The organism is Sinorhizobium sp. P24N7 (assembly GCF_042436655.1).
In the GTDB taxonomy this organism is placed as follows: Bacteria; Pseudomonadota; Alphaproteobacteria; order Rhizobiales; family Rhizobiaceae; genus Sinorhizobium; species Sinorhizobium meliloti_A.
This window is the reverse complement of the sequence record NZ_JBHMIW010000006.1, coordinates 46,918-59,960: the sequence shown is the minus strand read 5'-3', so window position 1 is coordinate 59,960 and position 13,043 is coordinate 46,918. Positions and strand designations below refer to the sequence as shown.

The 13,043-nt window shown below is 63.7% G+C and carries 12 protein-coding genes; all 12 read left to right on the top strand.

All coding sequences use genetic code 11. From position 1 onward, the window contains the following. Positions 1 to 45: 45 nt before the first annotated feature. Entirely contained in the window at positions 46 to 1,035 is a 990-nt protein-coding gene (locus ACFHWW_RS11795; protein ID WP_018098677.1) for an ABC transporter substrate-binding protein, read from the top strand. Positions 1,036 to 1,147: 112 nt separating this feature from the next. Continuing rightward, on the top strand, positions 1,148 to 2,701 hold the full coding sequence (locus tag ACFHWW_RS11790; RefSeq protein ID WP_379938323.1) for a sugar ABC transporter ATP-binding protein: 1,554 nt from the start codon (positions 1,148 to 1,150) through the stop codon (positions 2,699 to 2,701). Between the two features lie 33 nt (positions 2,702 to 2,734). Beyond that, on the top strand, positions 2,735 to 3,709 hold the full coding sequence (locus tag ACFHWW_RS11785; RefSeq protein ID WP_379938321.1) for an ABC transporter permease: 975 nt from the start codon (positions 2,735 to 2,737) through the stop codon (positions 3,707 to 3,709). A 46-nt stretch (positions 3,710 to 3,755) separates the two neighbouring features. Continuing rightward, positions 3,756 to 4,772, top strand: a complete 1,017-nt coding sequence (locus tag ACFHWW_RS11780) for a zinc-binding alcohol dehydrogenase family protein (protein ID WP_275597088.1) — start codon at positions 3,756 to 3,758, stop codon at positions 4,770 to 4,772. 265 nt (positions 4,773 to 5,037) lie between these two features. Then, positions 5,038 to 6,312 (top strand): polyhydroxyalkanoate depolymerase, encoded by a 1,275-nt coding sequence (gene phaZ / locus ACFHWW_RS11775; RefSeq protein ID WP_379938319.1) that lies wholly within the window; start codon positions 5,038 to 5,040, stop codon positions 6,310 to 6,312. Between the two features lie 149 nt (positions 6,313 to 6,461). Next, on the top strand, positions 6,462 to 6,887 hold the full coding sequence (locus ACFHWW_RS11770; RefSeq protein WP_026169010.1) for a DUF2852 domain-containing protein: 426 nt from the start codon (positions 6,462 to 6,464) through the stop codon (positions 6,885 to 6,887). A gap of 88 nt (positions 6,888 to 6,975) precedes the next feature. Beyond that, positions 6,976 to 7,731 carry a M48 family metallopeptidase gene (locus ACFHWW_RS11765; protein ID WP_275597086.1) on the top strand — a complete coding sequence of 252 codons (756 nt, stop codon included), beginning with the start codon at positions 6,976 to 6,978 and terminating at the stop codon, positions 7,729 to 7,731. A gap of 236 nt (positions 7,732 to 7,967) precedes the next feature. Beyond that, positions 7,968 to 8,615 carry a phosphoribosylanthranilate isomerase gene (locus ACFHWW_RS11760; protein WP_275597085.1) on the top strand — a complete coding sequence of 216 codons (648 nt, stop codon included), beginning with the start codon at positions 7,968 to 7,970 and terminating at the stop codon, positions 8,613 to 8,615. A gap of 24 nt (positions 8,616 to 8,639) precedes the next feature. Beyond that, positions 8,640 to 9,860: a tryptophan synthase subunit beta gene (gene trpB, locus ACFHWW_RS11755; protein WP_379938316.1), complete on the top strand. Its 1,221-nt coding sequence runs from the start codon at positions 8,640 to 8,642 to the stop codon at positions 9,858 to 9,860. Positions 9,861 to 9,865: 5 nt separating this feature from the next. After that, positions 9,866 to 10,705, top strand: a complete 840-nt coding sequence (gene trpA, locus ACFHWW_RS11750; RefSeq protein WP_018098668.1) for a tryptophan synthase subunit alpha — start codon at positions 9,866 to 9,868, stop codon at positions 10,703 to 10,705. A 53-nt stretch (positions 10,706 to 10,758) separates the two neighbouring features. Continuing rightward, entirely contained in the window at positions 10,759 to 11,673 is a 915-nt protein-coding gene (accD, locus tag ACFHWW_RS11745) for an acetyl-CoA carboxylase, carboxyltransferase subunit beta (protein ID WP_018098667.1), read from the top strand. Positions 11,674 to 11,688: 15 nt separating this feature from the next. Then, positions 11,689 to 13,032: a bifunctional folylpolyglutamate synthase/dihydrofolate synthase gene (locus ACFHWW_RS11740; protein WP_379938313.1), complete on the top strand. Its 1,344-nt coding sequence runs from the start codon at positions 11,689 to 11,691 to the stop codon at positions 13,030 to 13,032. Positions 13,033 to 13,043 lie beyond the last annotated feature (11 nt).

Sequence of the window (13,043 nt, the reverse complement as noted above, 5' to 3'; positions counted from 1 at the left end):
GCGACCCGGTCGATAACGGAACAAGGTGTAACTGAGGAGAACCCGATGAGCATAGCCAAGCGCATTCTTTCACGCCGTGCCTTCAATGCCCTGGCCGGCGCCGCTTTCGTCGCCGCAATGGTCCCCGCGACCTCTTTCGCGCAGGACGTCACCATCCCCATCATCGTCAAGGACACCACCTCCTTCTACTGGCAGATCGTACTTGCGGGGGCGCGCGCCGCCGGCAAGGATCTCGGTGTCAACGTGCCGGAGCTCGGCGCCCAGTCGGAATCCGACATCAACGGCCAGATCACCATCCTGGAAAACGCCGTTGCGGGCGCGCCGGCCGCGGTCGTGATCGCGCCGACGGAGTTCAAGGCGCTCGGCAAGCCCGTCGACGAGGCCGCCAAATCGGTTCCGGTGATCGGCATCGATTCCGGGGCGGATTCGAAGGCCTTCACCTCGTTCCTGACCACGGACAACGTCCAGGGCGGACGCATAGCCGCCGACGGTCTTGCCGCCGCCATCAAGGAGGCGACCGGCAAGGAAGAGGGCGAGATCGCGATCATCACCAGCCTGCCGGGTGTCGGCTCGCTCGACCAGCGCCGCGAAGGCTTTCTCGATCAGGTCAAGACGAAATATCCGGGCCTGAAAGTGGTTGCCGACAAATATGCCGACGGTCAGGCGACGACCGGTCTCAACATCATGACCGATCTGATCACCGCCAACCCCAACCTCGTCGGCGTTTTCGCCTCGAACCTGATCATGGCGCAGGGCGTCGGCCAGGCGATCGCCGAGAACAAGCTCGGCGACAAGATCAAGGTGATCGGCTTCGACAGCGACGACAAGACCGTGGGCTTCCTCAAGGAAGGCGTGCTGGCGGGCCTCGTCGTCCAGGATCCCTACCGTATGGGCTATGACGGCGTGAAGACGGCTCTTGCGGTCTCCAAGGGCGAGAAGGTCGAAGCCAATGTCGATACCGGCGCGAATCTGGTCACCAAGGCCAATATGAGCGAGCCGAAGATCGACGCGCTTTTGAATCCGAAGGTCAACTGACGAGCGCGATTGCGCGGCGCCGTAGTACCGGCGCTGCGCATCGCCTTCAGGAGAACGGTGCAACGGCCGAAGGGAATCGGCCGCTGCGATCCCGGAAGTGGAGGACAATGCCATGATAGGGCTTCAAGAGGTCAGCCATCGCCATGACGAACAGGTGAGGGCGGCGGGCGCCCATCCGGTTCCAAAGGGCGAGCCCATCCTGGAACTCCGCGGCCTGCAGAAAAACTACGGCGCGGTCGAGGCTTTGAAGCCCGCGACCATGACCTTTCTATCCGGCGAAATCCACGCGATCGTCGGCGAGAACGGTGCCGGCAAATCGACGCTGATCAAGCTCCTGACCGGGGTCATTGCCCGCAGTGCCGGAGAAATCCGCTGGTGCGGCGAGACAGTCGACCTGGCCACGCCCAACGAAGCGATCGCGCGCGGCATCAACGCGGTTCACCAGGAGGTGGTGCTTTGCCCGCATCTGAGCGTCGCGGCGAACATGTTCCTGGGCGACGAGATGAACCGGCGCGGGCTGATGCGCAAGCGCGCGATGACCGGCGCGGCCCAGGGCGTGCTTGACGATCTCGGCTTCAACCTGCCCGCCAATGCCGAACTCGGCAGTCTGACGATCGGCCAGCAGCAGCTGGTCGCCACTGCTCGTGCGGCCATGCGTGGCACGCAGTTCCTCATCTTCGACGAGCCCACGGCCTATCTCACGCGACAGGAATCGGCGCAGCTTTTCCGCCTGATCCGCCGGCTGCAGGGCGAGGGCGTCACGATCGTCTATATCAGCCACAGGCTGGAAGAAGTGTTCGAGCTCGCGGACCGCGTCTCGGTGCTTCGCGACGGCACGCATGTCGGCACGCGCGCGATTTCCGAGACGAACGAGGCCGAGCTCATCACTCTGATGATCAACCGCACGATCGAACAGATCTACCACAAGGAACGTTTCCAGCCGGGCGAGATGATCGTCGAGACGCGCGGGCTCTCCGGTCCCGGTTTCCGCGACATATCGCTCTCGGTCAGGGCGGGTGAGATCGTCGGGCTCTACGGACTGATCGGTGCCGGCCGCAGCGAATTCGCGCTCGGACTTTACGGGCGCAACACGGTGAGCGAAGGAGAGATCTTCTGGCAGGGCCGAAAGGTCGCGATAGCCAATGAGCGCAAGGCCATGGACCTGGGGATCGCTCTCGCGCCGGAGAGTCGCCGCGATCAGGGCCTGTGCCTCAACCTGCCGATCGGCGTCAACATCAACCTGCCTGTTTTCAAAAGGCTGACGCGCGGCTTGACGATCAACCGCGCGCAGGAGGCCTCCAATGCCGAGCGTCAGATCCGGGATCTGAAAATCAAGACGCCGTCGCGGCGCGTGCTTGCCTCCGCCATGTCCGGCGGCAACCAGCAGAAGATCGTGATCGGTAGATGGCTGAGCCACGGCGCGAAGCTCTTCATCTTCGACGAGCCGACCGTGGGCGTCGATGTCGGCACCAAGGCGGAAATCTACCGGCTGTTTGCGCGGCTTCTGGAGAAGGGGGCAGGGATCATCCTGATCTCCTCCTACCTGCCGGAGGTCTATGAGCTGGCCGATCGCCTGCATGTGTTCCGGCAGGGGCGGCTTGTGGCAAGCCACGACTACCGAGGCGCAAGCCATGAGGAAGTGCTGGCGCAGGCGATCAATGCCTGAGAGCCGGATGAGGAAGGACGCAGGGAGGAAGCGATGAGTGTGGAAACGGTTGAAAGCGCGGGACCGACGCCGAAGAAAGGCGTCAGCATCCTGTTCGGTCTTACGCTCGTGGGATTGCTGGTCGTCCTCTGGCTGCTCCTGGGCCTGGCGACCAATGCCTTCTGGACGCCCAACAACATCAGCAACCTCCTGCGTCAGGGGGCGATGACCGCGATTCTCGCCGTCGGCCAGACCTTCGTCATCATCACGGCAGGCATCGACCTTTCGGTCGGAGCCGTCGTCGGTTTCACCAGCGTCATCGTCGCCTGGCTGCTCGCGGCGGGGATTCCGCTCTGGCTCGCAATCATCGCGACGCTGGCGATCGGCGTGCTGATCGGCGCCTTCCATGCCTTCGGCATCGTCCGCATGGGGCTGCCGCCCTTCATCATCACGCTTGCGACGCTGACCTCGCTTCGCGGCATCGGTCTCCTGATAACAAACGGTTCGACCATCTCGATCACCAACGACGCCTTCACCACTTTCTCACGCGCCGACTTCCTCGGAGTTCCCAGTCTTTTCTGGATGGTGATCGTCGTTGCAATTCCGGCTTACGTCTTCCTGCATCTGAGCCGCTTCGGCCGCTATCTCTTCGCCGTCGGCTCCAACCGCGAGGCGGCGCGTCTTTCCGGCGTCAACGTCAACCGAACGATCTATCTGGCCTATATCCTGTCATCGACCTGCGCCGCCTTTGTCGGGCTTCTGCTCGCCTCGCGCATCGGCATCGGCAACGCCACGCAGGCCGAAGGCTGGGAGCTGCAGGCGATCGCTTCGTCGGTCATCGGCGGCACGAGCCTTTTCGGCGCGGTCGGCTCGGTTCACGGTCCGCTGCTCGGCGCCTTCATCCTTGCCACGATCAACAACGGTGCCAATCTCCTGAACGTCAATTCCTTCTGGCAGCGCATCATCACCGGGTTGCTGATCATCGTGATCGTCTATTTCGACCAGTTGCGGCGGCGGGGGGCGCGGTGATGGCCGCCTGCCCGCAACCGGTCCCCAGCAAGCTTCGGAGCGCCGCATGAAAGCCGTCGTCTGTTCAGAGCCCGGCCGCCTCGCGCTCATCGCCCGCAGCGGGCCCGAGGCACCGCCAACCGGCTCGGTCCGCCTTGCCGTCAGCCGCGTCGGGATCTGCGGCACCGATTATCATATCTTCGAGGGCAAGCATCCTTTTCTCGAATATCCGCGCGTGATGGGCCATGAGATCTCTGCGAGAGTGATCGAAGGGGGACCCGGCACCCGGTTCGCGCCAGGGACGCTCGTCGTCGTTAACCCCTATCTCTCCTGCGGGGAGTGCATCGCCTGCCGTAAAGGCAAGCCGAACTGCTGCACGGCGATCCGCGTCCTCGGCGTTCACACCGACGGCGCCTTCTGCGAAGAAATCGTCATGCCCGAACAGAACCTCTATTCGGCCGAAGGCCTTTCGCCGGAAGCCGCCGCGGCGGTCGAGTTCCTTGCGATCGGCGCCCATGCCGTCCGTCGCTCGGCGGCTGGCCGAGGCGACCGTTCGCTGGTGATAGGTGCCGGACCGATCGGCCTGGGGACGGCCGTCTTTTCCCGCATAGCCGGCCACGACGTACGGCTGCTCGACACGAGCGAGGAGCGCCTGGCCTTCGCCACGGAAAAGCTCGGCTTTTCGCCCGGAATCCTGGCGGGCGACGATGCGGCGCTCGCGCAGGCGACGGGTGGGGAGGGTTTCGACGTCGTCTTCGACGCCACCGGCAACGCCCGGTCGATGGAAGGGGCGTTTGGCCATGTCGCCCACGGCGGCACGCTCGTCTTCGTCAGCGTGGTCAAGGAGGAGATCCGTTTCTCGGATCCCGAATTCCACAAGCGGGAAATGTCCCTCGTCGCCAGCCGCAACGCTACCCGCGAGGACTTCGATCACGTGATTCGGTCGCTTGCGGCGGGGCTGGTTCCGATCGAGGCGCTCGTCACCCACCGCACGACGCTCGAGGACCTCGTCCGCGATCTTCCCCGCTGGGCTCACGACAAGTCAGGGCTCGTCAAGGCAGTTGTGGCTGTGAGCGACGGGTGAGAGGCCTCGTTCCGCGCGCACGTCCTTCCCCAAAAAGTGAGGGGCGGGTTTGTTGCGCTGCACAAGAAAAATGCTAGTGTAGCAGCGATTGCGGACACCAGAGACGAACAACCGCAAGCCAGATCGTTCGCCGTCCCGGTGAAACGATCTTACTCTTCGTGACTACGCTTCCGACGGAAACCGATGCAACCGTTTCCTGAGGAGGCGCTCCGGCGTCGGACTGGGAGCGGCGTTTTCGTTGATTTGAGACAAGGGATACGCGCCCATGTTCTACCAGCTTTATGAGATGAACCATGCGATGATGGCTCCGTGGCGCACGGCGGCAGACGCCATGCGGCTGGCCTTCAGCAATCCGATGAATCCGGTTTCACATACCTATTTCGGCCGCGCCGCGGCCGCAGGACTGGAAGTTTTCGAGCGTGCCACCCGCCGCTACGGCAAGCCGGAATTCGGCCTTGCGGAAACCGAGATCGATGGGCAGCCCGTGCCCGTCCGTGAAAGGATCGTCTGGCGGGAGCCGTTCTGCAATCTCATCCATTTCGAACGCAGCCTGCCAAGGGACCGCGCTCCGGATCCGAAAGTCCTGATCGTTGCGCCCATGTCCGGCCACTACGCCACGCTGTTGCGCGGAACCGTGGAAGCACTGCTACCCCATTCCGACGTCTACATCACCGACTGGATCGACGCCCGCATGGTTCCCTTGAGCGAGGGAACCTTCGATCTCGACGACTATATCGACTACGTCATCCAGATGCTGCATTTCCTCGGGCCGGATGCGCATGTGATCGGGGTCTGTCAACCGGCCGTTCCGGTTCTGGCGGCCGTCGCGCTGATGGAGGCGGCGGAGGATCCCCTCGCACCGTCGACGATGACGCTGATGGGCGGGCCGATCGACACACGCATCAACCCGACCGCGGTCAACGAGCTTGCGAAGGAACGGCCGATCGAGTGGTTCCGCGACAATGTCGTCATGCCGGTTCCGTGGCCGCAGCCCGGCTTCATGCGCATGGTCTATCCGGGCTTCCTCCAGCTCTCCGGCTTCATGTCGATGAACCTCGACCGGCACCTGATCGCTCACAAGGAATTCTTCGCCCATCTGGTCAAGAACGATGGCGACGCGGCCGAAAAACACCGTGACTTCTACGACGAATATCTGGCGGTGATGGATCTGACCGCGGAGTTCTACCTGCAGACCGTGCAGGTGGTGTTCATGCAACATGCGCTGCCCAAGGGCGAGATGATGCACCGCGGCAAGCGGGTCGATCCGACGGCGATCCGGCGCGTGGCGCTGCTGACCGTCGAGGGCGAGAACGACGATATTTCCGGCCTCGGCCAAACCAAGGCGGCGCAGACGATCTGCACCGGCATTCCCGATTCGATGCGGCAGCACTATATGCAGCCCGATGTGGGCCATTACGGCGTCTTCAACGGTTCGCGCTTCCGCCGCGAGATCGCACCGCGCATCGTCGCCTTCCAGCGCCGGCATTCACGCCATGCGAAGCCGGTCAAACAGCTCATCAAGGGTGGCAAATCGGCCTGAGCGAGTCATCGTAGCGCTCGATTTGCCGGAGGAAAGTCAGGGGGTTGTCCGATTCCTTGTTACAATGTCTTGCGCCGGGGCCGTGGCTTTCCCACATCGTTTTCATCGGGCCGCGAAGGGCGGCCCGCCGACTGCGAGGAATCCTGAAGATGAACCAATCTGCACTGATCCGTCCGGACTGGACGCCCGCGACCATTGCATTGATGGTGCTGGGTTTCATTGTGTTCTGGCCGCTCGGCCTGGCAATGCTCGCCTACATCCTCTTCGGCGACAAGCTGAGGGCGTTCAAGAAGGACGCCAATGAAGGAGTGGATCGCATGTGTGCCGGCTTCAAACGGAACCACCGGGGACATTGGGCACATCATCGTACCGGCAATGTCGCCTTCGACGACTGGCGGACAGCGGAACTTGCCCGTCTCGACGAGGAGCGCCGCAAGCTTGACGAGATGCGCGAGGAATTCGACGGCTATGTACGCGAACTCCGTCGTGCCAAGGACCAGGAGGAATTCGACCGCTTCATGCGCGAACGCAAGAACGGCCGCACCGGTCCGGAAGCCGGCTTCGAATCGAGCTGATCCCGCAAGGCATCCGGTGTTTCATGTGAAACGCCGGATGTCGCTCGTCCATCTGCCAAGTCCCCTGCGAATCGTCTAGAACGGCCTCATGTTTTCATCTCTCAAGCGGCACCGTGGCAGTGGACCGCCCCTTGATGTCGTCCGTGACATCGAGGTTGCCGGCAAGGTCCTTCCCCTGACCATTCGGCAAAATGCGCGCGCGACGCGGATGACGCTTCGCATCGAGCCCGGAGGGCGAGCGTTGAAGCTCACCGTACCGGAAGGCCTGCCGGAGCGCGAGGTCAGCGCCTTTCTCACCCGGCACCAGGGCTGGCTGATGACCAAGCTTGCCCGCTTTTCCGGTGAAAGCGAGCTCGAGGACGGCGGCACCATCCTTGTTCGCGGCGTCGCTCACCGCATCGAGAGAACGGGCCGCCTGCGCGGCTTGACCGAAGCGCTCGTGATCGACGAGGAGGCGGTTCTGAGAGTGGGCGGTGCCGAGGAGCATCTGCGCCGGCGCATCGCCGACTATCTCAAGAAGGAAGCCCGCAGCGAACTCGAACGCCTGGTCGCCGTCTATGCCGGCAGGACGGGAAGCAGGGCACGCTCCCTCAGCCTGAAGGACACCCGCAGCCGCTGGGGATCCTGCTCCGCCGAGGGCGATTTGAGCTTTTCCTGGCGGATTGCCATGGCGCCGCCGAAGGTGATCGCCTATCTCGCGGCACACGAGGTCGCCCATCTGCAGGAAATGAACCATGGACCGCGTTTCTGGGCGCTATGCGAGAGCCTGTGCCCGGAAACGAAGGACGCCAGGCACTGGCTCAAGCGCAACGGTACGATGCTGCACGCGATCGATTTCGGGTAGATCGAGCGTGGCCGAAGGGCACCTCATCCCGCAGGCGGGGAGAGGGAAATTGGGAGGCATGCGGCTTGTCCCTTCGCTCCGCTTGCGGCGAAAAGGTACCGGAAGGGCGGAGGAGGGTGCCGGCTTGGTTCGCTCGAAAAACACCATATGCCTGCCACCCCCTCTTCCTAAGATTGGCCGCTGGCGCGCAACGGTTTTGCTCGACTCGGGCGGCATTTCATGCAAGGTCGCTTTCCATGAAAACGGAAGTGAAGATCTGTGGTTTGAAGACGGCCGAAGCCGTGGAACGTGCCGTCGCGCTCGGCGCTTCCCACGTGGGCTTCATCTTCTTTCCCAAGAGCCCCCGCAACATCGAACCGGACGATGCCGGCCGCCTTGCCGCGCGCGCCCGCGGGCGCGCGAAGATCGTCGCGGTCACGGTCGATGCGGACAATGACGGTCTCGACGAGATCGTCTCGGCGCTCGCCCCCGACGTCCTCCAGCTTCACGGCTCGGAGACCCCGGAGCGGGTCCTTGCCATCAAGGCGCTTTACGGTCTTCCGGTGATGAAGGCGCTTGCCGTCCGCGAGGCCTCCGACCTGGAGCGGATCGATCCCTATATGGGCATCGTCGACCGTTTTCTCCTGGATGCGAAGCCTCCGGCTGGTTCCGATCTGCCGGGCGGCAACGGAATTTCTTTCGACTGGCGGCTTCTCGACGCGCTTGACGGAAGCGTCGATTACATGCTTTCCGGTGGATTGAACGCGAGCAACATCGGAGACGCACTTGCGCTGACCGGCGCCCGCGCCATCGATACATCATCCGGAGTCGAAAGCGCGCCGGGGATAAAGGATCTGACGCTCATGGAAGCGTTTTTCGAAGCGGTCCGCCGGGCGGAAGCTTGAGCGGCCGCGATCAGGGAGCAAGACGTGAATCAACCGCCTAAACCGAACTCCTTCAGGTCCGGACCCGATGAAGAGGGCCGTTTTGGCATATTCGGCGGGCGCTTCGTCGCCGAGACGCTGATGCCGCTGATCCTCGATCTCCAGGATGAGTGGGCGAGGGCGAAGAACGATCCGGCCTTCAAGGCAGAGCTCGAAAATCTCGGCACCCACTATATCGGCCGGCCGAGCCCGCTCTATTTCGCCGAGCGCCTGACGGCCGAACTCGGCGGCGCCAAGATCTATTTCAAGCGCGAGGAGCTCAATCACACGGGCTCCCACAAGATCAACAATTGCATCGGGCAGATCCTGCTCGCCAAGCGCATGGGCAAGACCCGCATCATCGCGGAAACCGGCGCCGGCCAGCACGGCGTGGCATCGGCGACGGTGGCGGCGCGCTTCGGCCTGCCCTGCGTGGTCTATATGGGTGCGACCGACGTGGAGCGGCAGGCGCCGAACGTCTTCCGCATGAAGCTTCTCGGCGCCGAGGTGAAGCCGGTGACCGCCGGCAACGGCACCCTCAAGGACGCCATGAACGAGGCGTTGCGCGACTGGGTGACCAATGTCGACAGCACCTATTACCTGATCGGCACGGCTGCCGGCCCGCATCCCTATCCGGAGATGGTGCGCGACTTCCAGGCAGTCATCGGTCAGGAAGCCAAGCAGCAGATCCTCGAAGCCGAAGGCCGGCTTCCCGATCTCGTGGTCGCTGCCGTGGGAGGCGGTTCCAATGCGATCGGCATCTTCCATTCGTTCCTCGACGACGAGGGCGTCAGGATCGTCGGCGTGGAAGCGGGTGGCAAGGGGCTCGACGGCGACGAGCACTGCGCTTCGCTCACCGCCGGTTCGCCCGGCGTGCTCCACGGCAACCGCACCTATCTTCTTCAGGACGGTGACGGCCAGATCAAGGAAGGCCATTCGATCTCGGCCGGGCTCGATTATCCGGGCATCGGACCGGAACATGCCTGGCTGAACGACATCGGCCGCGTCGAGTATGTGCCGATCATGGACCATGAGGCGCTCGAGGCCTTTCAGACATTGACGCGGCTCGAAGGCATCATCCCGGCGCTCGAACCGTCCCATGCGCTTGCCGAAGTCATCAAGCGCGCGCCGAAGATGGGCAAGGACGAGATCATCCTGATGAATCTCTCCGGTCGCGGCGACAAGGACATTTTCACCGTCGGCAAAATTCTCGGTATGGGGCAGTAAAGATCATGACCGCACGCATGGAGCAACGGTTCGCCGACGTGGCGGCCGAGGGGCGCCCGGTTCTCGTGACCTATTTCATGGGCGGCGACCCGGATTTCGAAACGTCGCTAGCGATCATGAAGGCGCTGCGGCAGGCGGGTGCCGACATCATCGAACTCGGCGTGCCTTTTTCCGACCCGATGGCCGATGGACCGGCGATTCAGCTCGCCGGCCAGCGCGCGCTGAAGGCCGGGCAGTCGCTCGCCAAGACGCTGGAGCTCGCCCGGCTCTTCCGGGCGGAGGACCAGCGCACCCCCATCGTGCTGATGGGCTATTACAACCCGATCTATATCTATGGCGTCGAGCGGTTCCTGGAGGACGCGCTCGAGGCCGGCGTCGACGGCCTGATCGTCGTGGACCTGCCGCCGGAAATGGACGACGAACTGTGCATTCCTGCGCTTGAGAAGGGCATCAGCTTCATCCGCCTGGCAACGCCCACGACGGACGATCGCCGCCTGCCCAAGGTTCTCGAAAACACGTCGGGTTTCGTGTATTACGTGTCGATGACCGGGATCACCGGCTCGGCGCTGCCCGATCCGTCGCTGATCGCCGGAGCGGTCGCGCGCATCAAGGCGCATACGCCCTTGCCTGTCTGCGTCGGCTTCGGGGTGAAGACCGCCGACCATGCGCGCGCCATCGGCGCATCCGCAGACGGCGTCGTCGTCGGCACGGCGATCGTCAATCAGATCGCGTCGAGCTTGACCGAAGAAGGCCAGGCAACGGAAGCGACGGTCCCGGGCGTCGAAGCGCTCGTCAGGGGGCTTGCGGCCGGCGTACGGGCGGCGCGGCTTGCTGCAGCCGAATAATTGCCCATATTGACGCGCACAAGCCGAAGGAAAATCTTCAGGAGACTGCTTAATTGAACTGGATCACAAACTACGTTCGGCCGAAGATCAACTCGATGCTCGGCCGCAGGGAAGTTCCGGAGAACCTCTGGATCAAGTGCCCTGAAACGGGCGAGATGGTGTTCCATCGCGATCTGGAAGAGAACAAATGGGTCATCCCGCAATCCGGCTTCCACATGAAGATGCCGGCGAAGGCCCGTTTGAAGGATCTCTTCGACGGCGGAATCTACGAGGCCTTCCCGCAGCCCAAGGTGGCGCAGGACCCGCTCAAGTTCCGCGACTCGAAGAAATACTCCGATCGCCTGCGCGACAGCCGCGCCAAGACCGAACTGGATGACACGATCGTTGCCGGCCTCGGCCAGGTCCAGGGCATCAAGCTCGTCGCCGTCGCGCATGAGTTCAACTTCATCGGCGGGTCGCTGGGCATTGCCGCGGGCGAAGCGATCGTGAAGGCCTTCGAGCGCGCGATAGCGGAGAAGTGCCCGCTGGTGATGTTCCCGGCCTCGGGCGGCGCTCGCATGCAGGAAGGCATCCTGTCGCTGATGCAGCTGCCGCGCACGACCGTAGCCCTGAACATGCTCAAGGAAGCGGGGCTTCCCTATATCGTCGTCCTGACGAACCCGACGACCGGCGGCGTCACCGCATCCTATGCGATGCTGGGCGATATCCACATGGCCGAGCCAGGCGCGGAAATCGGCTTTGCCGGCAAGCGGGTGATCGAGCAGACGCTGCGGGAAAAGCTTCCGGATGGCTTCCAGACTTCGGAATATCTGCTGGAGCATGGCATGGTCGACATGGTCGTCAAGCGCCACGACATCCCGGAGACACTCGCGCGCGTTCTCAACATTCTGATGAAGAAGCCGGCCAAGGCGGTCAAGCGCGATACCGCGACGGAGTTGGCCCCGCTGCCGGTGGCCGCGAGCGCCTAGATTAGGGCTACCATCATGACTGCGACAGAGGTCAGCGAGGCGGCGCAGGAGATCGAGAAGCTTCTCGCCCTGCATCCCAAAGGGTTCGACCTTTCGCTCGACAGGATCACGCGGCTGCTTGCCGCCCTCGGCAATCCTCACGAGCGCCTGCCGCCGGTCATCCACGTGGCCGGCACCAACGGCAAGGGCTCGGTAACGGCCTTCTGCCGGGCGATCCTGGAGGCCGCGGGTCTCAGCGTCCATGTCCACACGTCGCCGCATCTGGTGAACTGGCACGAGCGCTATCGCCTGGGTGTAAAGGGCGGCAAGGGGGCCCTGGTCAGCGACCCCGTGCTTGCCGATGCCGTACGGCGCGTTGCCGAAGCGAATGGCGGTGAGAAGATCACCGTCTTCGAAATCCTGACCGCGGTCACTTTCCTGCTCTTCGCGGAGCATCCGGCCGATGTCGCGATCATAGAAGTCGGCCTCGGCGGACGATATGACGCGACCAATGTCATTGCCCGGCCGGCCGTCTCCGTGATCATGCCGATCTCGCTCGATCATCAGGCCTATCTCGGCGACCGGGTCGAACTGATCGCTGCGGAAAAGGCGGGGATAATGAAGCGGGGCTGCCCGGTGGTGATCGGCCACCAGGAGGAAGAGGGCGCGCGCAATGTGCTGATCGCGACCGCCGAACGTCTCGGCTGCCCCATATCCGTCTACGGACAGGATTTCATGGCGCATGAGGAGTTCGGCAGGCTGATCTTCCAGGATGAGAACGGCCTTGCGGATCTGCCGCTGCCGCGCCTGCCGGGCCGGCATCAATATGCCAATGCCGCGGCGGCGATCCGTGCCGTTCGGGCAGCCGGTTTCGATGTTCCCGAGGCGGCCATCGAGAAAGGGCTGGCCGGCGTCGAGTGGCCCGGGCGCCTGCAGCGCCTCCCCGGCGGCAGGCTATCGCATTTCTGCCCGCCGGGCGCCGAGATATGGATCGACGGCGGACACAATCCGGGGGCCGGCCACGTCATTGCCGAGGCGATGGCCACCTTCGAGGAGCGCGACCCGCGACCGCTCTTCCTGATCATCGGCATGATCAATACCAAGGAACCGATCGGCTATTTCAAGGCTTTCCTCGATCTGACGGAACAGGTCTTCACCGTGCCGGTGCACGGGTCCGACGCGGGACTGGACCCGCTGGCGCTGGCCGCCGATGCGGCCGCAGCCGGGCTCGAGGCCAATGCAACCTCCTCGGTCGCCGAAGCGCTCGGGCAGATCGCGGAACTCACCGACGAGGACCCCGTGCCGCCGCGCGTGCTGATCGGCGGCTCCCTCTACCTGGTCGGCGACGTGCTCGCGGAAAACGGCACGCCGCCGCGCTAGATCACGACGAT